Source organism: Sphingomonadaceae bacterium OTU29LAMAA1, assembly GCA_024072375.1.
In the GTDB taxonomy this organism is placed as follows: domain Bacteria; phylum Pseudomonadota; class Alphaproteobacteria; order Sphingomonadales; family Sphingomonadaceae; genus Sphingomonas.
The window spans coordinates 1,720,016-1,743,731 of record CP099617.1; the positions used below are offsets into that span (position 1 = coordinate 1,720,016).

A 23,716-nucleotide genomic window follows, 5' to 3' on the forward strand; every position below is an offset into this window, starting at 1 on the left:
CCTTACCCTTCCGCCGCCTTGCCGCTCTCTCCCTAATTCCGGCGGGAGAGGAGACGGACGCCAAAGGCGACGATGGATGAGGGTAAGCGGGGCGCGCTCCGTTATTCCGCGGGGACAGCGTCGGCGGGCATCTGGTCGACGCGCAGGGCCCGTCCCCGAAGCGCCGCATCCAGCTGCTCGCTGTCCAGCGCGCCTTCCCAGCGCGACACCACCACCGTCGCCACCGCATTGCCGATGAAGTTGGTCAGGCTGCGGCATTCGCTCATGAACCGGTCGACGCCCAGGATCAGCGCCATGCCCGCCACCGGTACGCTCGGCACGATCGACAGCGTCGCGGCCAGCGTGATGAAGCCCGCGCCGGTCACGCCCGCCGCCCCCTTCGACGACAGCATAGCGACCGACAGCAGCAGCAATTGCTGCCCCAGCGTCAGGTCGACGTTGCACGCCTGCGCGATGAACAGCGCCGCCAGCGTCATATAGATATTGGTGCCGTCGAGGTTGAACGAATAGCCGGTCGGCACGACGAGTCCGACGATCGACTTGGGGCAACCCGCCCGCTCCATCTTCTCGATCAGCGCGGGCAACGCACTTTCCGACGACGAGGTGCCGAGCACCAGCAGCAGTTCGGCCTTCAGGTACGAAATCAACCGCAGGATCGAGAAACCGCACAGCCAGCTGACGGTGCCGAGCACGACGAGGACGAACAGCAGCGACGTCAGGTAGAAGGTGCCGACCAGCATCGCGAGATTGGCGAGCGTGCCGACGCCGTACTTGCCGATGGTGAACGCCATCGCGCCGAACGCGCCGACCGGCGCCGCCTTCATGACGATCGCGACGACCTTGAAGAAGGCGAGCGATACGTCCTCGAGTACGTTCAGAACCTTCGCACCGCGGTCGCCGATCAGCGCCAGCGCGATGCCGAACAGGATCGATACGAACAGCACCTGCAGGATGTTGCCCTGCGTCAGCGACGACAGGAACGTGTCGGGGATGATCCCGGTCAGGAACCCGGTGATCGTGCTGTCATGCGCCTTTTCGGCGAACTCGGCGACCTTGCTGGTGTCCAGCGTGGCAGGATCGATGTTCAACCCTGCGCCAGGCCGTACCACATTCGCAACGATCAGCCCGACGATCAGCGCCAGCGTCGAAAAGAACAGGAAATAGAGGAAGGCCTTGCCCGCGACGCGGCCGACCGCGCCCAGGTCGCGCATGCCGGCGATGCCGGTGACGATGGTCAGGAAGATGACCGGCGCGATCACCATCTTCACCAGCTTGATGAACGCATCGCCCAGCGGCTTCAGCGCCTCGCCGGTCGCTGGCGCGAAATGGCCGAGCAGCACGCCCGCGACGATCGCGATCAGCACCTGGAAATAGAGTTGCGCATACCACGGCTTCGCGGCCGGCGGCGTAACGGGTGCTTGCGCGATGCTGATGGTCATGGGCAGCCTTTCATCCTCTGTGACGACGCGACCGGACTCTTGATGGCCCTGAGCGTCGACGGAGCATGCCGCGATAGAAGACGCCGCGGCAACGGCTGGACGAGATTTAGTTATCCTTGTTCATCAATAACTTAGCGTTATGGGACAGGGTCGATTACCGTTCGGGTCATGGCGTTGCCATGAAAGTGTGCCGAAAATTGCACACTGTCACAGCGGCAATTCTCCGGCGCGCCGCTCCAGCGCGAGCAGCGCCGCTTTCGCCTCCAGTCCTCCCGCGAAACCGGTCAGATGCCCGCCGGTGCCGACGACGCGATGGCAGGGCGCGACGATCGACAGCGGATTGCGTCCATTCGCCGCCCCGACCGCGCGGCTGGCACCGGGCCGCCCGATCTCGCGCGCGATCGCGCCATAGCTGCGCGTCTCGCCATAGGGGATCGCCAGCAGCGCCGCCCATACGCTCTTCTGGAAATCCGTACCCCGCATGTCGAGCGGCAGGTCGAACGTCGTGACCTCGCCGGCGAAATAGCCGCGGAGTTGACGCATGGTTTCCATCAGAACCGGATGGGCATCGTCCGGTGCAAGCGGCCCGAGCCGAACGCGTAAGGGGTCGTCGTCTTCCCAAAGCACCGCGACGAGCCCGACATCGCTCGCAACGAGCGTCAGCAGTCCGACGGGCGATTCGATCGTGGCGGAGGACAGGGTCATATCGCGAGATTACAGCACCCACGTCTCCGCGCCATGTCCGTCGTCCCGGACGTGGTCCGCGGCTACCCTCTTCGAACATGGACCTCGCCTGCAAAGCCCGGAGCCCGGCTTCGACTGCACGGCTATGGCGCGAAGCGCGTCGCGGAGGCTCGGTCGCAGAACGGGCGAGAGGTCCCTGTTCGAAAGGCACAAGCGCCGATGTGTTCCGGGATGACGGAGCGTGCGGGACCTGAGAACGCCGCGGGAACGCCCTTCCCCCACCCTCGTTCACCGCGCATGACCCAACGCTGGCCCGACACGCTCTGGATCGTCCGTCACGGCGAAAGCGCCGGCAACGTCGCGCGTGCGGCCGCCATCGCCGCGAGCGCGGACCGCATCCTGCTCACCGCGCGCGATGTCGATGTCGCGCTCTCCCCCCTCGGCGAGGATCAGGCGCGGGCACTCGGCCGCTGGTTCGCACGCGGCGAGGCGCATGGCCGACCCGACGTGTTGCTGTCCTCTCCCTATATCCGCGCCCGTGACACCGCGCGGCTGTTTCGCGACGCGGGCGGCTGCGACGCGGATGAGCCGATCTGCCTCGACGAACGGCTGCGTGAGAAGGAGTTCGGCATCGTCGACGGACTGACCACCAGCGGCATCGCGGCATTGCAGCCAGAACAGGCGGCGTTGCGGACATTGCTCGGCAAATTCTACCATCGTCCGCCCGGCGGCGAGAGCTGGTGCGACGTCATCTTTCGCCTCCGCGCGGTGATGGACACGATCGCGCTCCACTATCGCGGGCGCCGCGTGATGATCGTGGCGCATCAGGTCGTGGTGCTGTGCCTGCGCTACGTGATCGAGAATCTGACCGAGGACGAAGTGCTGGCGATCGACCGCGCCGGCAACGTCGCCAATTGCTCGGTCACCGAATACCGCTTCGATCCCGGCGCCGGCAAGGACGGCGGGTTGCGGCTGGTCCGCTACAACGCCACGGCACCGGTCGACGAAAGTCCTGTCGCGGTGACCACAGCCGACGACCCGATCGTGGGCGCACGCGGATGATCCCGTTGGACACGGCATGGCGCGCGGCGCATCCGCTACCGATGCCGTCGGGCGAGACGGACAAGAACAGCCGCGGGCAGGTGCTGGTCATCGGCGGCGCACGGCGGGTACCGGGTGCCGTGACGCTGACCGCCGAAGCTGCATTGCGGGTCGGCGCCGGCAAGGTGCGCGTCGCGACGATCGCCGCGGCCGCGATCCCGATCGGCCTTGCCATGCCGGAAATCGGCGTGCTCGCCCTGCCCGAGGATGACGATGGCAATATCGCGGTGAGCGAGGATGCGGCTCTGATCGCCACCCTCGACCATGTCGATGCGATCGCCATCGGACCCGGGATGGGCAGCCCCGCCGCTGCCGCTGCGATCGTCCGCTGGATGGCACCGCGCGTGAAGCGGAATAGCATCCTGTTGCTCGACGGCGCCGCGGTCGCCGGGGCCGGGACGCTCGATGACGTGCTCTTGCCACTGGCTGGCCGGCTGATCCTGACTCCGCATCCTGGCGAGATGGCGTCGCTGATGGGCTGCCCGTCCGATGCGGTCGGGCCTGCCATCGCACAGGACGCCGCCCGACGCTTCGGCGCCATCGTAGCGCTGAAAGGTGGCCAGACCGTCATCGCCGCTCCGGACGCCGAACCGCTGTGCTACGCAGGCGGTGGCATCGGGCTGGCGACCGGAGGCTCGGGCGATGTCCTTGCCGGGGCCATCGCCGGCCTTGCCACCCGCGGCACGTCGCCCTGCAATGCCGTTGCATGGGGCGTGTGGCTGCACGGCGAAGCGGGACGGGCGCTGGCGCGGGACCTCGGGCCGATCGGCTTTCTCGCACGCGAATTGCCGCCATTACTGACGACGCTGCTACCGCGCTGAGTCGTAGCACGGGCGCTGCGTTATTCCGAGTTCGCCGGGGTGACGGATGGGAGCGGCTCGCCCGACCATCCTCGCATTAACGAATTTCATCTTACTTAATCGCTGCGTCGCTGGTAGCGTCACCATCAACGTCGGCATCGCAAAGCCGGCGAGGGGGAGAGCGTCGCATCATGGCCGTCATACCACGTCACCTGACCGCGTTGCTCGCCCTCCTTGCCGCGACGCCCGCCGCCGCCCAGACCCAGCTGCCCCGCATGGTCAACCAGAACGGCCGCCATGCGCTGCTCGTCGACGGCGCGCCGTTCCTGATGCTCGGCATACAGGCGAACAACAGCAGCAACTACCCTGCGATGCTGCCCAAGGTGTGGCCGATGGTGGAGCGCATCCACGCGAATACGCTGGAGATTCCGGTCGCGTGGGAACAGATCGAGCCGGTCGAGGGGCGGTTCGATTTCAGCTATGTCGATGCTTTGCTCGCCGGCGCGCGGGAGCATGATACGCGGCTGGTGCTGCTGTGGTTCGGGACGTGGAAGAACACCAGTGCCGGCTATGTGCCGCAATGGGTGAAGACCGACGGCAAGCGCTTCCCCCGCATGCGCAAGGCGGACGGCACCGCGCATTACGCGCTGACGCCCCATGCCCGCACAACGCTGGAGGCGGACAAACGCGCCTTCATCGCGCTGATGCAGCATCTGAAGGCCGCCGATCCCGATCATCGCGTGATCATGGTTCAGGTCGAGAACGAGAGCGGCGTCTATGGCCAGAACCGCGACCTGTCGCCCGCGGCGCAGGCGCTGTTCCGGCAGCCGGTGCCGGCGGCGCTGAAGAAGCGCGGCGACTGGACTACCGCGTACGGCAAGCTTGCCGAAGCGGCGTTCAACAGCTGGTACGTCGGCCGCTATATCGACGAGATCGCCGCAGCGGGACAGGCGGTGCTCGACCTGCCGATGTATACCAATGCCGCGGTCGGCAGCCCGTTCGCGACGCCGGGCGAGGATGGCGGCGCGAGCGGCGGGCCGAACTGGCCGGTGATCGACGTGTGGAAGGTCGCGGCCCCGCATCTGGATGCGGTCGCGCCCGATATCTACAACCGCGATCCCAAGGCCTATGCCGCCTATTTGAAGCTGTACAACCGGCCCGACAATCCGCTGATGGTGCCGGAAACGGGCAATGCCGCGGATTATGCGCGCTTCCTGTGGAGCGTGCTGGGGCGCGGCGGCATCGGCTTTGCGCCGTTCGGGTTCGACGACACCGGCTACGTCAATTACCCGCTCGGCACCAAGGTTGTCGACGAGGCAACGGTGGCGGCGTTCGGCGACAAATATGCCCTGCTCGCACCGATCGCGCGGGCATGGGCGAAGCTCGCCTACGAACACCCGACCTGGGGCAGCGCCAAGCCCGCCGATGGCAGCGACGAAACCGCGACGCTCGGCCGGTGGAAGGTCGCCGCGCAATATGGCCTGTGGCAGTTCGGCGAAAAGGATTCGCCCTGGCTGAAGACCGATCCGCACCCGACCAGCGACCAGCCGGTCGGCGGGGCCGCGGTGATCCAGATCGCGCCCGACGAGTTCGTCGTCGCCGGTTCCGACGTGCGCATCCGCTTCGACCTCGCCACACCCGCGAAGGGCGAAAACACGCAGTTGCTGCGCGTCGAGGAAGGCAGCTTCGATGCCGCCGGCACGTGGCGCGCCTCGCACGGCTGGAACGGCGACCAGACGGACTATGGCCTCAATCTCACCCGACCCACGCTGATCCGCGTGACGCTCGGCACGTACCGCTAGGACCCGACGATGACCCGCACCCTCGCCCGCCTGACCGCCGCGCTCGCACTCTCCACCTCCGGCATCGCCATCGCCTCCGACGTCCAGCGCGTCGATCAGGGCGTCGTCGTCACCCCCGACAGCGGCCCCGCCAAGCGCGTCCGCGTCGTCGCTTACGGTGACGCCAGCTTCCGCGTCACCGCCGTCCCCGGCACCGACATTGCCGTCCCCGACAGCCTGATGGTCATCGCCAAACCGCACGGCGCGCCGCAGATCACCCGGACCGCGGCGATGGTCACGCTGAAGCTCGCCAAGGCCACCGCCGAAATCCGCCTGGCCGACGGCCACGTCCAGTTTCGCGACGCCGCCGGCAAGCTCATGCTCGACGAAGCGATCCGCGCCTATGCTCCCAGCGTCGAGGGCAAGGCCTATCTCGCCACCAGCCAGCAGTTCAACCGCGCCACCGACGAAGGCTTCTACGGCCTCGGCCAGCACCAGAACCGGCAGATGAATTACAATGGCGAGGACGTCGAACTCGCCCAGCACAACATGGACATCGCGATCCCGTTCGTCGTCTCGCCGCGCAATTACGGGCTGCTGTGGGACAACAATTCCATCACCCGCTTCGGCAATCCCAAGCCCTATGCGCTGGTGGGCGACGACATGAAGGTCAGCAGCGGCAGCAAGGCGGGATGGAAAGCCGATTATTACCTCGGCGACAAGCTGGCGGTCAGCCGGCAGGAACCGACGATCGCCTACCAGTTCATCCGCGATCAGGCACGCTGGCCGGCGGAGGCGAAGGCGCAGACCGTCGCCTCGGCGGACAGCGGCCAGAACACCGCGGGCAAGGTCGTCGGCAAGCAGCGCGTCGTCTGGACCGGCACCGTCCAGCCGACCGCGACCGGCACGCACAAGTTCCGCGTCTACGGATCGAGCTATTTCAAGGTCTACGCCGACGGCAAGCTCGTGATGGACCGCTGGCGGCAGAACTGGAACCCGTGGTTCCACAACATCGATCTGCCGATGACCGAGGGCAAGCCGGTCGCGATCCGGATCGAATGGGAGCCGAACGCCGGGTACATGGCGTTCTTCCACAACGATCCCCTGCCCGAACCCGACCGCCATTCGCTGTGGCTATCGTCGGAGGCGGGCAAGGCGGTCGATTATTATTTCGTCGCCGGACGCGACATGGACGATGTCGTCGCCGGCTATCGCGGGTTAACCGGCAGGGCGCCGATGATGCCGCAATGGGCCTACGGCTTCTGGCAGAGCCGCCAGCGTTACGAGACGCAGGAGCAATTGCTCGGCGTGGTGCGCGAATATCGCAAGCGTCAGATCCCGCTGGATAATATCGTGGAGGACTGGTTCTACTGGCCGCAGGACCAATGGGGCAGCCATCAGTTCGACAAGACGCGCTTCCCCGATCCGAAGGCGATGGTCGACGAGGTTCATGCGCTCAATGCGCAACTGATGATTTCGGTCTGGCCGAAATTCTATCCGAACACCGCCAATGCCAGGGAGCTGGCGGCTAAGGGGTTCCTGTATCAGGGCAATCTGACGGCGGGCAACAAGGATTGGGTCGGGCCGGGGTATCTCAACACCGATTACGATCCTTATTACCCCGAGGCGCGCAAGATCTACTTCCGGCAGGTGCGCGACAATCTGGTCAAGCTGGGCATCGACGCATGGTGGATGGATGCGACCGAGCCGGATATCCATTCCAACCTGTCGATCGACGAGCGCAAGGCGGTGATGGGACCCAATGCGCTCGGGCCGGGTGGCGCGTATTTCAACAGCTTCCCGCTGGTCCATGCGGCGGGGTTTGCCGACGGGTTGCGGGCGGCGACGCCGGACAAGCGGCCGTTCATCCTGACGCGGTCGGGGTTCGGCGGGGTGCAGCGGGCGAGTTCGGCCTTGTGGTCGGGCGATGTCGCGGCACGCTGGGACGATCTGCGCGACCAGATTTCGGCGGGCGTCAACCTGTCGATGTCCGGCGTCCCCAACTGGACCCACGACATCGGCGGCTTCGCCGTCGAGGATCGCTACACCAACGCCGAACCGGCGGCACAGCCCGAATGGCGCGAGCTCAACCTGCGCTGGTTCCAGTTCGGCGCCTTCAGCCCGCTGTTCCGTAGCCATGGCGAAAAGCCCAAGCGCGAGATCTACGAACTGGGCGCCGACGACCCTGCGATGGCGGCGTCGATGCTCTGGTACGACCAGCTCCGCTATCGGCTGATGCCCTATATCTACACCGTCGGGGCGGACACGTTCCACAAGGACGGCAGCATCATGCGCGGGCTGGTGATGGACTATCCCGCCGATCGCCGAACGTGGAACGTCGACGACGAATATCTGTTCGGCCGCGATCTGCTCGTCGCGCCGGTGACCACGTTCAAGGCGCGGTCGCGGTCGGTCTATCTGCCGGCGGGGGCGGATTGGTACGACTTCGCCAGCGGGGCGTTCCACAAGGGCGGGCAGAGCATAATCGCCGCTGCGCCGTATGAGCGGATGCCGCTGTTCGTGCGGGCCGGCGCGATCCTGCCGACCGGGCCGGCGGTGCAATATGCGCGCGAGCAGCCGGATGGGCCGATCGTGCTGCATGTGTTCACCGGGCGGGATGGTGCGTTCTCGCTGTACGAGGACGACGGCGTGTCGCCGGGGTATGAGAAGGGGCAGTTCGCGCGGGTGCCTCTGGCGTGGAACGAGGCGGCAGGCACGCTGACGATCGGCGCGCGCGAGGGGGGCTATCCGGGGATGCCGGCGAAGCGGGCCGTGTCGGTGCGGTTCCATACGCCGGGCAAGGCGGAGGCGGTGGACTTCGCCGAGAATGGCGCGACGGGGGTGGTGTATGAGGGTAAGGCGGTGACCGTGCGGATGCGGTGAGGGCAAGGCCGGGGTTGGGTGGCGATTGCCCTAAACTCCGGACGTGTTCGCTCCCCTCCCGGCAAGGGAGGGGTCGGGGGTGGGTAGAGGCCTGGCGCTACGGCTGGCCAAGACATGCGGTCCATCCGTATCGCCCGGACGCCACCCACCCCCAGCCCCTCCCTTGCAGGGAGGGGAGTCCGGCTGTCCTATACCAGCCCCGGTCCTTCGAGCATCACGACTGGCACCATCTCGCCCTCTCCCGCGCGTGGTAGCGTGAAGACATGGCCCCGCACCGCCACCGGTCCGCCGCCGACCAGCGTCGCACGGGTGATCCGTGCGTCCTTCAGCAGCGGCACCGCCACCGGCGCGTCGGGCCATTTCAGCAGCGTCATGAACAGCTTGCCGGCTTTGGTGGTAAAGCGCACGTCCTCCGCCCCGAAGGCGCGGGTCTTGCCTTCGCTCATCACGCCGGTGTCGACGTTGGTCGGGCCGCCGCCGTAGACGCGCCATGGCCGCGAGCCGTAGATCGCCTCCTCACCGTTGCGGGCCATCCAGCGGGTGATGCCGGCGAGGATTGTTTCCTCCTCGGCGTCGATCGTGCCGTCGCCGCGCATCGGGATCGACAGCAGCAGGTTGCCGTTCTTGGACACCACGTCGCAGAGGCGCTGGATCACCTGTTCGGCGGGGACGTAGGAGCGGTCGGTGAAGCGGGCGCGATTGTAATGCCAGTCGCCGATGCAGGTGCAGGTCTGCCACGGGTCGGGACGAAGGTGGTCGCTGAACCCGCGCTCGATATCCTCGGTCATCGCAGCCCGTTGATAGGGGGTGAGCAGCTTGGCGGTCAGCACGCCCTCGACGCGGCCGTGTCGGGCGATGCTGTGTTGATAGTAATGCGCGAGCGCCTCGACACCGATCGATCCGAAGGGCAGCGCGGTGTCGTCGAGGTAGACGAGATCGGGGCTGTATTTTTCGACGAGGTCCTTCTGGCGGAGCAGCCATTGCGCCGGGAAGGCCGGGTTGGCGGCGGGGGCGTATTCCATCCAGCGGCCGTCGTGCACCTCGTGCCATGCGTCCATCGCGGCGGTTGAGCGGATGCCGTCGGGGGCGGCGAAACTGGGGCCGGTGTAGAGCTCCTGCGGGTCGAGGCCTTCCCACCAGGTGCCCTTGCCGTCCGCCTTGCGCAGCCGGAACGCGTCATAGCGTTCGCCGGCGCGCGGACCTTCCGGGTCATAGGCATAAGCGGTCTGCCACCAATGCCACGCATGCGAGATGTGGTTGCTGACGCCGAAGCGCAGGCCGGCGGCGCGGGCGTGGCGTTCCCAGGTGCCGACGATATCGCGCTTGGGGCCGACGCGCAGCGTGTTCCAGGCGTGGTGTTTACTGTCGAACGTGTCGAGATTGTCGTGGTGGCCGGCGAGCGCAACGAAATAGCGGGCACCGGCGCGCTTGTAGAGGTCGATCAGTCCGGCGGGGTCCCACGCCTCCGCCTTCCAGCGATTCTCGATCTCCATGAAGCCGGTGTCGGCGGGGTGGCCGTAGGTCTTCAGGTGATGGTCGTAGAAGCGGTTGCCCTGCTGGTACATCTGGCGGCCGTACCAGTCGCCGTATTCGGGCACGCATTGCGCGCTCCAATGCGCCCAAATGCCGAATTTGGCGTCGCGGAACCAGTCGGGGTGGCGGAACACCTCGCGGATGCGCGACCAGTTCGGATCGAGCGGTGCGGCGGCGCGGGTGGCCGCGGCACTGGCGAGGCCGGCCGCCCCGGCGAGGACGCCGCGGCGGCCGATCCTCATGCCGGGAAGATGCCCTTGCGCGCCGCATAGGTCGCGAACAGCGTCGGCCATGCGGCGGCCGGCGTCGTCTTGGGCAGGCGCACGCCGAAACCGTGGCCGCCTTCGTCGAACAGATGCATCTCTGCCGGACGCTGCGCCGTCAGCATCGCCGTGTAGATGGACAGACTGTTGGCGACCGGCACCGTGCGATCGTCGCTCGCGTGCGCCAGAAAGACCGGCGGCGTCGCCGCGGTCACGCGCCCGTCGACCGATGCGGCTGCGACCTCCGCGGCGGTCGGCGTGGGGCCGAGCAGGTTGTCGCGCGATCCCTTGTGCGTGATCGCGGCATCCATGCTGACCACCGGATAGATCAGCCCGGCAAGATCGGGCCGCGCCGACAACCGGTCGGCGGCGTCGACCGGTGCATAGACCGTTTCGCCATGGCGCGTCGCCAGCGATCCGGCGAGGTGTCCGCCCGCGGAAAAGCCGATGATCGCCACCCGCGCCGGGTCGACTCCAAATCCGGAGGCGCCATGACGGATCACCCGCATCGCGCGCTGTGCATCCTGCAACGGCACCAGCCGCCGGTCGCCCCACCCCTCGCCCGGCAGGCGATACAGCAGGATGAAACAGGTGACGCCGAGTGCGTTTAGCCACCGCGCCTGCTCCGTCCCCTCGTTGTCATAGGCAAGGAAGCCATAGCCGCCGCCCGGCATCAGCAGCACGGCCGCGCCGTTCGGTCTTGCAGGCCGCTTAACCACCAGCGCCGGCGTATCGATGCCCGTCATCCAGCGATCGTTGAAGCCCGGCGTCTTCGACCGTTCGTTGACCTTGCGGGCGATCCGCGATCCCTGCCGCCCGGGTATCGCGCCGGGCCACAGCGGCACCATCTCGTCACCCGGATCGACGGGCGCGATAGTCTGCTGCCCGGTTTGCGCGACGGCCCTGCCCGCCAGCATCAGGGCGGCAGCCCCGCCGATCACCGTCCGCCGCGTCAGGTCCTGCATTCCATGTCACTCCACCTGTTTCACGCAGCCTGTTCTACGCCGCCTATTTCACGCCACACGTCACCGGTCCCGCCGGCGCACTCCCGACGCGAACGCCGGACACATCCACGCCCAGCGACCCTGTGCTGGCGAGCACGAACGGCTGCGTCACCTTGCCCATCGCGATCCCCTGATCCGCGAAACAGCGTAGCGGCACCGCGGCGGTCGTCCAGTCTCCCGGTGTCATCGCCCCGGTCAGCGGCACCGTTGCGGTCTTGCTGCCGTCGGCGATCCCCAGCGTCACCTGTCCCGCCGGCTTCGCGGTGACGCGATAGTCCACGATCAGGCTCAGCTGCCCGTTCGATTCCCGCGTCAGATCGATCGGCATTGCCTGCTCGATCGATACCGCCCCCTGTCCCTTCCACGTCAGGCGCAGGCTGTCCTCCTGCGCGGCGCGGTCGGTCCGTGTCTGGACCACGGCGCCGGCGGTGTTGATGCGCGCACCGCCCGCGACCCGGCCGCGCACGAACAGTGCGTTCTGATCGCCCGTCGTCACCTTCGGCCGGGTTTCGTCCAGCCGGCCGAGCGTGGCTCCGGCGGCATAGGTCAGGCCATAGCCCAGCGGGAACAGCGGGTCGTAGCCGGCATCGCGCCGGTTGAGCACGTTCTGGTCGATCCGCCTCGGCCAGCTGAAGCTCAGCTTGCCGCGGAAGTCGTTGGCAGACCGGCCGTCCTTGCCCGCGATCAGCACGTCGGCGACGCCGCCGCCCTCCGTTCCCGGCAGGAACGCCGCGACGAAGGCATCGGCGGCGTTCAGCTCCGGGTTCACCCACAGCGGCCGCCCCGACAGGAACACCGCGACCGTCGGCACGCCCGCCGCCTTCAGCGTCCTGAGCAGCGCCAGATCGCTCTTGTCGTCGGGGCTGTATTCCAGGCTGGGGCGATCGCCGGTGAATTCGGCGTAGGGCGTTTCGCCGAACACGACGATCGCGACATCGGGCTTGGTGGTGAAGGCACCGTCCGCCGCCAGCGTCGCCTTGCCGCCGCCGGCGCGTGCCGCCTGCTCGATCCCCGACCAGATCGACTGGCCGTTCGGAAAGTCCGCGTTGGTGACGTCGGTCCCCTGCCAGGTGATCGACCAGCCGCCGGATTGCACCCCGATATCGTCGGCATGGCGGCCGGCGACGAGGATGTTCGCGCCCGCCTTCACCGGCAGAACGCTGCCGTTGTTCTTCAGCAGCACCAGCGATTCGCGTACCGCCTGCCGGGCGATCGCGCGATGCTCCGGCGCCCCGAGCAGCGCGAACTTGCCCGACATCGGCCGCGACGACGGGCGGCCCGCCTCGAACGTGCCGGCGATCACCTTGACGCGCAGGATGCGGCGGACGGCATCGTCCAGACGCGCGGCGGGGATGATCCCGGCCTTCGCCGCGCGCAGCGTGTTGGCGTACAGTTCCTTCCACTTCGGGCCGGAATACATGAACATGTCGAGCCCGGCATTGATCGCGGGCGCGCAATCCTCGTTGGTGCAGCCCGTCACCTGACCATGCGCGTTCCAGTCGCCGACGGTGAAGCCCTGAAAGCCCCAGCGCTCCTTCAGCACGCCGGTCAGCAGGCTGGCGTTGCCCGTCATCTTCTCGCCGTTCCAGCTCGAAAAGCTCGGCATCACCGTCAGCGCGCCGGCGGGCAGCGCGCTCATATAGCCCGCCGCATGCACGTCGCGCAGCACGCTCTCGGGCACCCGCGCGTCGCCCTGATCGTGGCCGCCGGTGCCGCCGTCGCCCAGGAAATGCTTCACCGAAGCGATGACGTGACCCGGCGCCATGAAGTCCCGCCCGATCGTCCCCTGAATCCCCTCGACCATCGCGCCGGCATAGGAGGCGACGATCGCCGGATCCTCGGAATAGCTCTCGTAGGTGCGGCCCCAGCGGTCGTCCTGCACCACCGCCACCGTCGGCGCGAAGCTCCAGTCGATGCCGGTCGCCGCCGTCTCGGCCGCGGTTGCCGCGCCGATCCGCTTGATCAGCGCCGGATCGCGCATCGCGCCGAGGCCGATGTTGTGCGGGAACAGCGTCGCGCCGACGATATTGTTCGCGCCGTGCACCGCATCGGTGCCCCATATCACGGGCACGACCGGGCGACCGTCGCTGCGCTTCACCGAAGCGTCGTAAAAGGCGTCGAACAGCTTCAGCCATTCCCGCGCCGGCGCACGCTCGTCGTTGTTCGGCGCGCTGTTGCCGCCGTTGAGGATCGACCCGAGCTTGTACGTCTCGAGGTCCGCGGGGCTGATGCTGGCGATGTCGACCTGCAGCAGCTGGCCGACCTTGTCCTCGACCGACATCTTCGCCAGCATCGCTGAGACCCGCGCCTCGACCTTCGCATCGCGCTTCAACTGCATCGGCAGGAGCGGCCATTGCCCGGGATGCGCCTGCGCGGAGGAAACCCCCTGCTGCTGCGCGATGACCGGTGTCGCGCCCGTCGCCAACGCGATCGCCGCACAGGCGGTGCCGAACCTCAAAGCCATCACTCTCTCCTCACCAGCCGTACCGTATCGTTCGTTCGTGCCAGCAGCACCAACCCCGTCGCGCGACAGCTGTCAACAATACATATTTCAATTTGGCTTTTCCGGCCGGCTGTGCTTCGTGATCGGGAAGGACGCCGTTCGACACGCGCGGCGGCGGGAGGATGACGATGGCGGCATATGGCACGGCGATCACGTCGATCCGGGCCGGGACGGCACGGGCCGCCCTGCTGGACGTAGCACTGGGTACGGCACTGGTAGCGGCACTGGGCTCAGCCCTGCTCGCGGCACCTGCCGCCGGGCAGACGGTCGCCTCGCCCGACGGTCGGGTGGCCGTGACGCTCGGCACCAGCAGCGACGACCAGCCGACCTATGCCGTCAGCGTCGGCGGGCGCCCGATCGTCACCCCATCCCCGCTCGGACTGGAATTCGAACGTTACGCCAAGCTGTCGAACGGCCTGCGCGTCGCATCGACCGACGCCGGCCGTGGCGAGGATCGCTATGCGCTGCCGGCGGGCAAGGTGTCGTCGGTGGCCGAACGCTACAACCAGATCGTCGTCCATATGGCCGAAAAGGACGGCCGGCGCCGCCGTCTTGACCTGATCGTCCGCGCCTACGACACCGGCATCGCGCTGCGCTACGCGGTCCCGCGACAGCCGAACCTCGCCACCCTGCGCATCGCCAACGAGCTGACGCAATTCGCCTTCGCCGCCGATTACGCCTGCACCGGGCTCAACCTCGGCAGCTTCGGCACCAGCCACGAAGGCGAATACGATCCGGTCGCGGCATCGGCCATCCGCGCGCACAATCTCTACGAACTGCCCTTCGTCTGCCAGACCGGCAGCGGCGGCCCGGCGATCGCCATCGCCGAAGCGGCGGTAGAGAACTGGCCGGCGATGTACCTGACCGGCACCGAAACCGGCGCGCTCGGCGTCGCGGCGAAACTGACCCGCCGCCCCGACGATCCCGCCATCGCGGTAAAGCTGGACGTCGCCGACGGCGTGGTCTCGCCGTGGCGCGTGGTGATGATCGCACCCGATGCCGGCACGCTGATCGAGAACACGCTGCTCACCAGCCTCAACCCGCCGGCCAAGGGCGACTTCGGCTGGGTGAAGCCCGGCAAGACCGCATGGGACTGGTGGTCCGGCCCGCTGCTCGCCTGGGCGCCGCGGGCGGGATCGAACGCCGCCACCGAACGCGCCTTCGTCGATTTCGCAGCCTCGCTCGGCCTGCCGTACATGATGGTCGACGATGGCTGGTACGCCAACAGCGGCACCGGCCCGCTGGTGCTGCCGGGTGCGGATCCGACCCGTCCGCTTCCGGAAATCGATCTTCCCGGCCTCGTCGCCTACGGCAAGGCTCGCGGCGTCGGCCTGATCCTGTGGATCAACTGGGAATTGCTCGATCGCGACATGGAGCGCATCCTCGGTTCCGTCGCGGATAGCGGTGCCAGGGGGATCAAGGTCGATTTCATGAACCGCGACGATCAGGACATGATCGGCTTTTACCACCGTCTCGCCGAGGCGACCGCGCGCCACCACCTGCTGCTCGACCTGCACGGCGCGACGCATCCGTGGGGCATGACCCGCACATGGCCGAACTTCCTGACGCAGGAGGGCGTGCTGGGCGCGGAATACAACAAGTGGACCCGGCGGATCACCGCGCGGCACAACATCACCCTCGCCTATACGCGGATGCTGGCGGGGCCGCTGGACTATACCCCCGGCGGCTATCGCAACGCGACGCCCGCGACCTTCGCCATCGCCGCGACCGGTCCGCAGACGCAGACGACGCGCGCCGCCGAACTGGCGAAATACGTGGTGTTCGAAAGCCCGCTGCAATCGGTCGCCGACACGCCGGATGCCTATCGCGGACAACCCGGCCTCGACTTCCTCGCCGCAGTACCGGCGACATGGGACGAAACCCGCTTTCTGTCCGGCACGATGGGGGAATCGATCGCGATCGCCCGGCGCAAGGATCGGACATGGTATGTCGGCGCGATGACCGACGCCGCCCGCAGCGTGACCGTGCCGCTCTCGTTCCTCGGCAAGGGCAGCTATACCGCCCGACTGTGGAGCGACGGCGCGACGGCGACCGATCTCGCCACCACCAGCCGGCGGGTCGACGCGGCGGCGACGCTGACGCTCGACCTGCACGCCGCGGGCGGCGCCGCCGCCATCCTCGCCCCACGCTGATCCGGAAGACCGTCGCATGAAACTCGCCATCGCCCTGCTGCTCGCCGTCCCGACCGGCCCCGCTCTCGCACAGTCGTTGCCGACCGCCGAACAGAAGGCGCAATGGGAACGCGAGGGCGAAGAGCGGCTGCACAAGGATTTCGGCTGGCTCGGTCGTTATCAGGAGGCGAATGCGAAGGTGACCGCACCGGCGAAGGTCGTCTTCATGGGCGATTCGATCACGCAGGGCTGGTTCGACATGATGCCCGCCTTTTTCACACCCGGCCGCTACGGTCGCGGGATCGGCGGACAGACGACGCCGCAGATGCTGCTCCGCTTTCGTCAGGACGTGATCGACCTGCATCCGCAGGTGGTGCAGATCATGGCCGGTACCAACGATATCGCCGGCAATACCGGGCCGATGACCGCGGCGCAGACGAAAGCCAATCTGATGTCGATGGCGGAGCTGGCGCGCGCGCATGGCATTCGTGTCATCCTCGCCTCGATCCCGCCGGCGGATCATTTCCCGTGGCGACCGGGCCTCGACACGGCGACGCCGATCGCCGCGATGAATGCATGGATGAAGGATTACGCCGCGCGCACCGGCGCGACCTACGCCGATTACTGGACCGCGCTGCACGACGGCGACGCGCTGAAGGCCAGCCTGACCTATGACGGGGTGCACCCGAACAAGGCGGGCTATGCGGTAATGGCGCCGGTGGCGGAGGCGGCGATTCGCCGAGCGATGGCGAAACCCGCGCCCGTCCACACCCCTGCCCCCGCCCCGATCGCCCGGTGATGATCGCACTGGCGCTCGCACTCGCGGCGGCGGGACCGGTGATCCGTACCGACCACGGCCCCGTCCGCGGCGAGGCGCTGGCGAGCGGCGGTGCGGTGTTCCGCGGCATCCCCTTCGCCGCGCCGCCGGTGGGCGCCTTGCGCTGGCGCGCGCCCCGGCCACCGAAGCGCTGGACGCGAACTCGCGCTGCGATGGCCGAACACGCCGCCTGCCCGCAGGTCGTCTATGGCGACTGGAACCGGACCGCCGCCAACGCGAGCAGCGAGGATTGCCTGTTCGTCGACGTGCGCACCCCGTCACTGAACGGCGCGGCGAAGCTGCCGGTGCTGGTCTGGATCCACGGCGGCAGCAACCGGGCGGGGGCCGGCGGCGGCACGGTGGAATCGCGGATCACCGACAAGGGCATCGTGCTGGTCAGCGTCCAGTATCGCCTCGGCGCCTTCGGCTTCCTGTCGCACCCTGCGCTCAGCCGCGAACAGGGCGGGCGCAGCGGCAATTACGGCCTGATGGATCAGCAGGCGGCGCTTCGCTGGGTCCGGCGCAATATCGCCCGCTTCGGCGGCGATCCGGCGCGGGTGACGATCGCGGGCGAATCCGCCGGAGCGATGGACGTCGGCCTGCACATGCTCAGCCCCGGATCGCGCGGCTTGTTCGCTCAGGCGATCGCGGAGAGCGGCACGGCGGGCTTCGGCACCGCCCCGCGCACGCTCCAGGCCAATGAAGTCGTGGGTACGCTCATCGCAAGGGGGGGCGGCCTGCCTGCGGACGCGACGGCGGCGCAGCTCCGCAGGTTGCCGATGGCGGCGGTGCTGAAGGCGGACGCGCAGGTCGATGCACCCGGCCTCGACGACGACAGCTTCGTGTGGTTGCAGGCGGTGGTGGACGGCGCGGTGTTGCCCGACACGCCCGCGCACCTGTTCGCCAGCGGCCGGATCAATCCCGCGCCTCTGGTGATCGGCATCAATGCCCGGGAATTGACGCTCCACGGCGGTTTGCCTGCCGCCGCCGCGACGGTACGCCGCGAATTCGGCCGCTACGCCGATCGCGCGCTGCGCTTCTACGGGTTGCAGCCGGGCGGCACGCCGGTGTCGGACGCGCGTCTGGGCGACGTGACGCTGCAACTGGCGAACGACATCACCTTCCGCTGTCCCGCGATCGCCGTGTCGAATGCGCTTACCCGGCATGGCGGCACGGTGTGGCAATATCAGTTCGACTACGCCCCGCCCGGCGGCACGGTCAGTCATGCCAGCGAACTCGGCTATCTGTTCAACCCGCCGCAGCCCGGCCAGCCGCCGTTGCAGGCCTATTGGGTGAACTTCGTGAAGACGGGCGAGCCGAACGGCGCGGGGCTGGTACGCTGGCCGGCGTACGATCGGAAGACCCGCGATTACATGGCATTCGATCAGGACGGGCCGGTCGCCAGGCGCGACTTGCGGCGCGATATCTGCGACCTGCGCGATACGCCCTGATCGCCATTCCGCGCCTTCGTCGCTGCTGGCTTGTCAGTTGCCCCACAGCCGGGCCGCACCGCGCACACCCGAACTGTCGCCCCATTGCGCCGCGACGATGCGCCCCTCCCAATCTCCGCCGAAGCTGTAGCGGTCGATCACCGCCGGCAGCGCATCGTATATCTCCGATACGTTGCTCATCCCGCCGCCGATGACGAAGACGTCGGGGTCGACGATGTTGGCGATCATCGCCATCGCCCGTCCCAGCCGGTCGACATACGCGTCGAGCGCCGCCTTCGCATGGGGCGTTCCGGCACGCGCCGCGGCGACGATGGCAGGCCCCGAATGCGTCTCGCCGCTGCGCGCCGCCATATCCTTTTGCAAACCGGTTCCCGACACCAGCATGTCGAGGCATCCATGTTGTCCGCACCAACAGGCGGGACCGGGATATTCCGCGGCGGTCATCCACGGCAACGGCACATGGCCCCATTCGCCGCCCATGCCGTTCGCGCCCTCGACGATCCGGCCATCGACCACCAGTCCGCCGCCGACGCCGGTGCCGACGATCACCGCGAACGCCGATCGCGCGCCCGTCGCGGCGCCGTCGACCGCCTCGGACAAGGCGAGGCAATTGGCATCGTTGGCCATCCGCACCTCACGGCCCAACGCCGCCTCCAGATCCTCGCGAAAGGTCCGGCCGTTCAGGAACGTCGCGTTCGAATTGCGCATGCGCCCGTCGCGGGGGTTGATCGATCCCGGGGTGCCGATGCCGATCGTGCCGGCACTGCCCGCGTCTGCCTCTGCACGACCGATCAGATCGCGGACATCCCGGATCGCCTGATCGTAGTCGCCGGGGTTGGGCGTGCGGACCCGTGCCAGAAACGCACCATGGCGATCGAGCGCCGCGGCCTCGATCTTGGTGCCTCCGAAATCGATGCCGATCTGGATCACGTTCGTCATGCTCCTGCGCCGCTACTGCCGGCGACGGGTCGCCTCGGTCTGGATTGGTATTACATCGGCATAACAATAAGGCAAATTGAGATAATTCTGCTGGCATGCGGGCCGGATTACCGTACCCAAACGGGGTGACGAATTCAGCGAGTGGGGATAGGCGTTCCTGACCCTGATAAAGCATGGAGCCACACTCGATATGCCGATCAGCTTCGGTTCCAAACCCGGCCGCCGTATCGATGCACAGACCTCGGACGGCCGCGACGCGCGTTTGTCGCGCAGCTTGTCGGGCACCAATCTGGAACGTGCCGGGGACTATAACCTGCGGACCGTGCTGCAGGCCGTCCGGCTCAATCGCGATACGACGCGGGTCGCCATCGCGCAGCAGACCGGACTGACCGCGCCGACCATCGCCAACATCACGGGTCGGCTGATCGACATGGGCCTCGTCCGCAACGCCGGCAGGATGCAGGGCGGCCGGGGCCAGCCGGCGCTGCGCTTGCAGATCAATCCCGAAGGCGCTTTCGGCATCGGCCTCAATATCGATCGCGACCATCTGACGCTGGTTTCGCTCGATCTGGCGGGACAGGTCCGCAGCCGGGTGACGCGCGAGGTCGCGTTCGCGATGCCGGACGACGTCTCCGCCTTCGTTCGTGACGTCCTGGACGATGTGATCGCGCAGGGCGGCGTGGATCGCGACCGGGTGCTCGGCGTCGGCGTGGCGATCCCCGACGATCTCGGACGCATCCGCCTGCCGCACCAGCCCGCCGGTTACGACAAATGGAACGAGGTCGATCTGGCCGCGCTCCTAAAAATAGTCCCCTGGCCCATCCACCACGACAATGATGCCGCCGCCGCGGCTGTGGGCGAGGCAGAATATGGGACTGCGTTCGACAATCCCAGCTTCTTCTATCTGCTGATCAGCGCCGGACTGGGCGGCGGGCCGGTGATCGATCGCTCCTATCATCGCGGCGCGAACGCCCGCAGCGGCGAGATCGGCCTGATGCCCGACATTACCGGCCGGCCCGGCGCGACGGTACAGGATACCGTATCGCTCTCTGCCTTGCTCGCACGAATGGAAGCGGAAGGTTTCGCCGATCCGACCGTCGCCGATCTCGCAGGCGACGACGCAGGACTGGAGGATGTGGTGGCGGGCTGGCTGGCGGATGCGGTGCGCGCGCTCACCGCACCGCTGGTGGCGATCAATTGCCTGCTCGACCCCGACGCGATCCTGATCGGCGGGCGCCTGCCGATGCCATTGATCGACCGTCTCGCGGCCGGGCTGACCGCCGCGCTAGATGCCGTTCCGCAGCCCTCACGCGCCAAGATCATGCCCGCGGTGATGGCGCAGGATGCACCGGCGATCGGCGCCGCGATCCTGCCCTTCCTGGCGCATATCCTCCCGTCCGACGCGATCCTGATCCAGAGCGGCCGGCAATGACGACATGGCGGGTGCTGCTGCTCCTGATTGGGGCGGCACCCGTCGCAGCGGTCCCGGCCGAACCTTCGCCCGGCACGATCCGCATCGACCAGCTGGGTTACGAAACGACGGGCCCGAAGCATGCAATCGTCGCGACACCGGACCTGACGCCCCTGCCCTGGACGCTGGTCGACAGCACGGGCGAGCCGGTCGCGACTGGCACGACGCGGCCCTTCGGCCACGACCCCGCATCCGACGAGACGATCCAGCGGGTCGACTTCACCGGTTTCATGATGACGGGCGAAGGCTATCGCCTCACCATCGGACGGCTTGGCAGCCAGTTATTCAGCATCGCCGACCGCCCGTTCGCCGCAGCCGCGACGGCGGCGATGAGCTTCTTCTATCAGCAGCGTAGCGGTGTGCCGATCGAGGCGCGCTACGTCCAGCGCCCGGACCTCGCGCGCGCCGCCGGCCACGCGCGCGAGATCGTCACCTGTTTCCACGGGCGTGATCAGCGCAGCGTACGCTGGCCCGGATGCGACTACCGCCTCGACGCCACCGGCGGCTGGTACGACGCCGGCGATCACGGCAAATATGTGGTCAACGGCGGCGTGTCCGCCTGGACGTTGCTCGACCTGCACGAGCGGCTTGCGGCCCTGGGCGATGCCGATGCATTCGCCGATGGCCGGCTGGCGCTGCCCGAGCGTGGCAACGGCCGCGACGATCTGCTGGACGAGGCGCGGGTCGAGGTAGCGTTCCTGCTGGCGATGCAGGTGCCGCAAGGGCGACGGGTGACGGTGGCGTTCAGCACCGACACCGGCGCTCCGGCCAAGGATTTCCGGACGATAGATGCGGGTGGTCTGGTCCACACCAAGGTGGCGGACGAAGCGTGGACGGGCTTGCCGATGGCGCCGGCCGCCGATCCGATGCGCCGCTTTCTCTACCCGCCATCAACGGCTGCAACATTCAACATGGTCGCTGTCGCCGCACAGGCGGCGCGCATCTGGCGGCAGAGCGATCCTGCCTTTGCAGACCGGGCGCTGGCGGCGGCGCGCAGGGGATGGGAGGCCGCGGAGCGCATCCCCGGTCTTCACGCCAGTTCGGATTTCACCGGTAGCGGCGGCTATGGCGACCGTCAGATTGCCGACGAACGTTTCTGGGCGGCGGCACAGCTGTTCGTCACCACCGGCGAGGCACCGTTCCGCGCGGTCGTGACCGCGGCACCCTTCCTCCGCGACGGCAGCGTCGATCTTGGCTGGGGCAGCACCGCACTCGCCGGTGTGTTGACGCTTGCCACCGTGCCGAACGGATTGCCGCCCGACCTGCATGCCGTTATCCGGGACGAAATCGTCGCACGAGCCGACATGCTGCTCGCCGAGCGAGATCATAGCGGCTATCGGCTGCCCTTCTCCGGCGCGTATTATGGCTGGGGTTCGAATTCGACGCTGCTCAACCGCGCAATCGTGCTCGGTGTCGCCTATCAGATCACCCGCAACGCGGCCTATCGCGACGCCGTCGTCGATGTCGCCGACTACGTCTTCGGCCGCAATGCCCTCGATCGTTCGTTCGTCACCGGCTTTGGCGCGCGCACGACGCATCAGCCCCATCACCGTTTTTGGGCGCAGGCAGCAGATGCCCGCTATCCGGCGCCGCCGCCGGGTGTCCTTTCGGGCGGTCCGAACGACAGTGCCCGCTTGGACGATGGCGATCCCCTTAAGGGCCGCTGCGTCGGGCAGACGTGCTGGCGCGACGACTGGCGCGCCTTCACGATGAACGAGGTCGCGATCAACTGGAACGCGCCGCTGGTATGGGTGACGGCGTTCCTTGATGCTACGCGGATCAGGAGCGCCCGAGCGCCCGGATAAGATAGTCACGGATCCGCTCGGCCCGATCGGGTGACGCACGCCCAAGCACGCCGCGCGCCGGTTCCGGCAGGTGATCGGCGGCGCGTGACGCATCGGCGCCGAAAACATAGTGATCGAACCAGCCGCGAACCGCGTCGCGTTCGCCCTGCGGCAGGTCGCGCACGGCCACCAACGCGTGGATCAACGCCGCGAACGGCGACGCCATGGCCTGTTGCCCCCACCAATAATTCACCAGCACATTGAGCGGACCGATCGCCTTCACATCGTGCCACCAGAGCGAGGGGACATATATCGCATCGCCGGGTTCCAGCTCCGCGACCTGCATCTGCCCCATCGCTTCGGCGAAGCGGGGATAACGGTCGAGGTCGGGTGATTCGAGATCGACCATGCTGGTCGGCTGGCCGGCGATCGTCCGATCCAGCGGACCGACGTACAGATTGCTCCCCTGCTCCGGCGGGAACAGGACGAAGCGTCGGCGGCCGGCGACGACCGCGGCGATGTTGCTCGATATGTCGTAATGGGTCGACACGCGGCTGGCGTTACCGATCCAAAGGCGCGGCACGGCGTCGGGTGTGGCCAGCGGCAATGGGTTGGCCTCGACCCAGCCGGGAAACGTATCCGCGGCAGTGGCGGCGCCGGCATACAGAGCAGGTACGTCGGGATCGTCGGCCTGCGCGACGAGCTGGTCGAGCAGTACCGGCAGCAGCACCTGCGCCCGCTGGAAATTGAACCCCACCATATCGGGCGTGTAGAAGAACCGCCCGCGTTCCTCCGGCGCGGCAACCATGACATGCGCCGGACGGCCGCCGTTGAAACGCCGTATATAGGCGGCCATCGCGGCAGTTCCCCGCTGCCCTGCCTGCACAGCCGGCCAGTGTCGAACCAGTCCGCGCAGCACCGCGGGTTGATATGTCGGCACGACCTCTTCGGCGAAGCGCTGCGGCGTCATGTCACCGAATTCGCGGACGCGTGGGGCAAGATCGATGGCGCCTGTCATGTCTTGTCCTGTGAACGACCGGACGATTCCGTAGCCGCTTCCCGCCCCGATACAAAGAAGGGTGGAGCACCGCGAAGGTGCTCCACCCTTTCAGGGGGAGGAAAGTGAAAGGG

Annotated in this window: 16 protein-coding genes; 9 read left to right on the forward strand and 7 right to left on the reverse strand. The window is 67.7% G+C overall.

Going from position 1 to position 23,716, the window contains the following annotated elements; genetic code table 11:
* Positions 1-101: 101 nt before the first annotated feature.
* Positions 102-1,439: a dicarboxylate/amino acid:cation symporter gene (locus NF699_08460; GenBank protein USU06673.1), complete on the reverse strand. Its 1,338-nt coding sequence runs from the start codon at positions 1,437-1,439 to the stop codon at positions 102-104.
* A gap of 207 nt (positions 1,440-1,646) precedes the next feature.
* Positions 1,647-2,144, reverse strand: coding sequence for a methylated-DNA--[protein]-cysteine S-methyltransferase (locus NF699_08465; protein ID USU06674.1), 498 nt, complete (start codon positions 2,142-2,144; stop codon positions 1,647-1,649).
* Positions 2,145-2,420: 276 nt separating this feature from the next.
* Here NF699_08465 and NF699_08470 point away from each other — a divergent pair, with 276 nt between their 5' ends.
* The 4 genes from NF699_08470 (at position 2,421) to NF699_08485 (ending at position 8,688) form a co-directional block, all read left to right on the forward strand.
* Positions 2,421-3,185, forward strand: coding sequence for a histidine phosphatase family protein (locus tag NF699_08470; GenBank protein USU06675.1), 765 nt, complete (start codon positions 2,421-2,423; stop codon positions 3,183-3,185).
* Positions 3,182-4,045, forward strand: a complete 864-nt coding sequence (locus NF699_08475) for an NAD(P)H-hydrate dehydratase (protein USU06676.1) — start codon at positions 3,182-3,184, stop codon at positions 4,043-4,045. Before NF699_08470 ends, NF699_08475 begins: the two co-directional genes overlap by 4 nt.
* Positions 4,046-4,215: 170 nt before the next feature.
* Positions 4,216-5,826: a DUF5597 domain-containing protein gene (locus NF699_08480; protein USU06677.1), complete on the forward strand. Its 1,611-nt coding sequence runs from the start codon at positions 4,216-4,218 to the stop codon at positions 5,824-5,826.
* Between the two features lie 9 nt (positions 5,827-5,835).
* On the forward strand, positions 5,836-8,688 hold the full coding sequence (locus tag NF699_08485; GenBank protein USU06678.1) for a DUF5110 domain-containing protein: 2,853 nt from the start codon (positions 5,836-5,838) through the stop codon (positions 8,686-8,688).
* A 188-nt stretch (positions 8,689-8,876) separates the two neighbouring features.
* Here NF699_08485 and NF699_08490 read toward each other — a convergent pair whose 3' ends face one another.
* Genes NF699_08490 through NF699_08500 form a run of 3 tightly spaced genes read right to left on the reverse strand, consistent with a single transcriptional unit; the run spans position 8,877 to position 13,826 of the window.
* Positions 8,877-10,463, reverse strand: a complete 1,587-nt coding sequence (locus NF699_08490) for an alpha-L-fucosidase (protein ID USU06679.1) — start codon at positions 10,461-10,463, stop codon at positions 8,877-8,879.
* Positions 10,460-11,449: an alpha/beta hydrolase gene (locus NF699_08495; protein ID USU06680.1), complete on the reverse strand. Its 990-nt coding sequence runs from the start codon at positions 11,447-11,449 to the stop codon at positions 10,460-10,462. Before NF699_08495 ends, NF699_08490 begins: the two co-directional genes overlap by 4 nt.
* Before the next feature lie 43 nt (positions 11,450-11,492).
* The gene (locus NF699_08500; GenBank protein ID USU07037.1) at positions 11,493-13,826 is read right to left on the reverse strand and encodes an exo 1,3/1,4-beta-D-glucan glucohydrolase; all 2,334 of its coding nucleotides are present in this window, start codon (positions 13,824-13,826) and stop codon (positions 11,493-11,495) included.
* Between the two features lie 293 nt (positions 13,827-14,119).
* On the opposite strand from NF699_08500, the gene NF699_08505 reads away from it, so the two are divergent.
* Genes NF699_08505 through NF699_08515 form a run of 3 tightly spaced genes read left to right on the forward strand, consistent with a single transcriptional unit; the run spans position 14,120 to position 18,391 of the window.
* Positions 14,120-16,144, forward strand: a complete 2,025-nt coding sequence (locus NF699_08505; protein USU06681.1) for a glycoside hydrolase family 97 protein — start codon at positions 14,120-14,122, stop codon at positions 16,142-16,144.
* A gap of 16 nt (positions 16,145-16,160) precedes the next feature.
* Complete coding sequence (locus tag NF699_08510) at positions 16,161-16,922, forward strand: SGNH/GDSL hydrolase family protein (GenBank protein USU06682.1); 762 nt, start codon at positions 16,161-16,163, stop codon at positions 16,920-16,922.
* On the forward strand, positions 16,922-18,391 hold the full coding sequence (locus NF699_08515) for a carboxylesterase family protein (protein ID USU06683.1): 1,470 nt from the start codon (positions 16,922-16,924) through the stop codon (positions 18,389-18,391). Before NF699_08510 ends, NF699_08515 begins: the two co-directional genes overlap by 1 nt.
* A gap of 33 nt (positions 18,392-18,424) precedes the next feature.
* On the opposite strand, the gene NF699_08520 is transcribed toward NF699_08515, so the two are convergent.
* Positions 18,425-19,330, reverse strand: a complete 906-nt coding sequence (locus NF699_08520) for an ROK family protein (protein USU06684.1) — start codon at positions 19,328-19,330, stop codon at positions 18,425-18,427.
* Positions 19,331-19,520: 190 nt separating this feature from the next.
* On the opposite strand from NF699_08520, the gene NF699_08525 reads away from it, so the two are divergent.
* Both NF699_08525 and NF699_08530 read left to right on the forward strand, forming a co-directional pair.
* Complete coding sequence (locus tag NF699_08525) at positions 19,521-20,762, forward strand: ROK family protein (protein USU06685.1); 1,242 nt, start codon at positions 19,521-19,523, stop codon at positions 20,760-20,762.
* Positions 20,759-22,606 carry a glycoside hydrolase family 9 protein gene (locus NF699_08530; GenBank protein ID USU06686.1) on the forward strand — a complete coding sequence of 616 codons (1,848 nt, stop codon included), beginning with the start codon at positions 20,759-20,761 and terminating at the stop codon, positions 22,604-22,606. Before NF699_08525 ends, NF699_08530 begins: the two co-directional genes overlap by 4 nt.
* Here NF699_08530 and NF699_08535 read toward each other — a convergent pair.
* Positions 22,581-23,603, reverse strand: coding sequence for a cupin-like domain-containing protein (locus NF699_08535; protein USU06687.1), 1,023 nt, complete (start codon positions 23,601-23,603; stop codon positions 22,581-22,583). The two genes, NF699_08530 and NF699_08535, sit on opposite strands and share 26 nt — an antisense overlap.
* Positions 23,604-23,716 lie beyond the last annotated feature (113 nt).

Excerpts from the sequence above, each read along its gene's own strand:
- NF699_08465 (USU06674.1), bottom strand. The coding sequence starts at position 2,144 with ATGACCCTGTCCTCCGCCACGATCGAATCGCCCGTCGGACTGCTGACG.
- NF699_08505 (USU06681.1), top strand. The coding sequence starts at position 14,120 with ATGGCGGCATATGGCACGGCGATCACGTCGATCCGGGCCGGGACGGCA.
- NF699_08500 (USU07037.1), bottom strand. The coding sequence starts at position 13,826 with ATGCAGTTGAAGCGCGATGCGAAGGTCGAGGCGCGGGTCTCAGCGATG.
- NF699_08480 (USU06677.1), top strand. The coding sequence starts at position 4,216 with ATGGCCGTCATACCACGTCACCTGACCGCGTTGCTCGCCCTCCTTGCC.
- NF699_08490 (USU06679.1), bottom strand. The coding sequence starts at position 10,463 with ATGAGGATCGGCCGCCGCGGCGTCCTCGCCGGGGCGGCCGGCCTCGCC.
- NF699_08530 (USU06686.1), top strand. The coding sequence starts at position 20,759 with ATGACGACATGGCGGGTGCTGCTGCTCCTGATTGGGGCGGCACCCGTC.
- NF699_08510 (USU06682.1), top strand. The coding sequence starts at position 16,161 with ATGAAACTCGCCATCGCCCTGCTGCTCGCCGTCCCGACCGGCCCCGCT.
- NF699_08520 (USU06684.1), bottom strand. The coding sequence starts at position 19,330 with ATGACGAACGTGATCCAGATCGGCATCGATTTCGGAGGCACCAAGATC.
- NF699_08515 (USU06683.1), top strand. The coding sequence starts at position 16,922 with ATGATCGCACTGGCGCTCGCACTCGCGGCGGCGGGACCGGTGATCCGT.
- NF699_08495 (USU06680.1), bottom strand. The coding sequence starts at position 11,449 with ATGCAGGACCTGACGCGGCGGACGGTGATCGGCGGGGCTGCCGCCCTG.
- NF699_08535 (USU06687.1), bottom strand. The coding sequence starts at position 23,603 with ATGACAGGCGCCATCGATCTTGCCCCACGCGTCCGCGAATTCGGTGAC.
- NF699_08470 (USU06675.1), top strand. The coding sequence starts at position 2,421 with ATGACCCAACGCTGGCCCGACACGCTCTGGATCGTCCGTCACGGCGAA.
- NF699_08485 (USU06678.1), top strand. The coding sequence starts at position 5,836 with ATGACCCGCACCCTCGCCCGCCTGACCGCCGCGCTCGCACTCTCCACC.
- NF699_08460 (USU06673.1), bottom strand. The coding sequence starts at position 1,439 with ATGACCATCAGCATCGCGCAAGCACCCGTTACGCCGCCGGCCGCGAAG.
- NF699_08475 (USU06676.1), top strand. The coding sequence starts at position 3,182 with ATGATCCCGTTGGACACGGCATGGCGCGCGGCGCATCCGCTACCGATG.
- NF699_08525 (USU06685.1), top strand. The coding sequence starts at position 19,521 with ATGCCGATCAGCTTCGGTTCCAAACCCGGCCGCCGTATCGATGCACAG.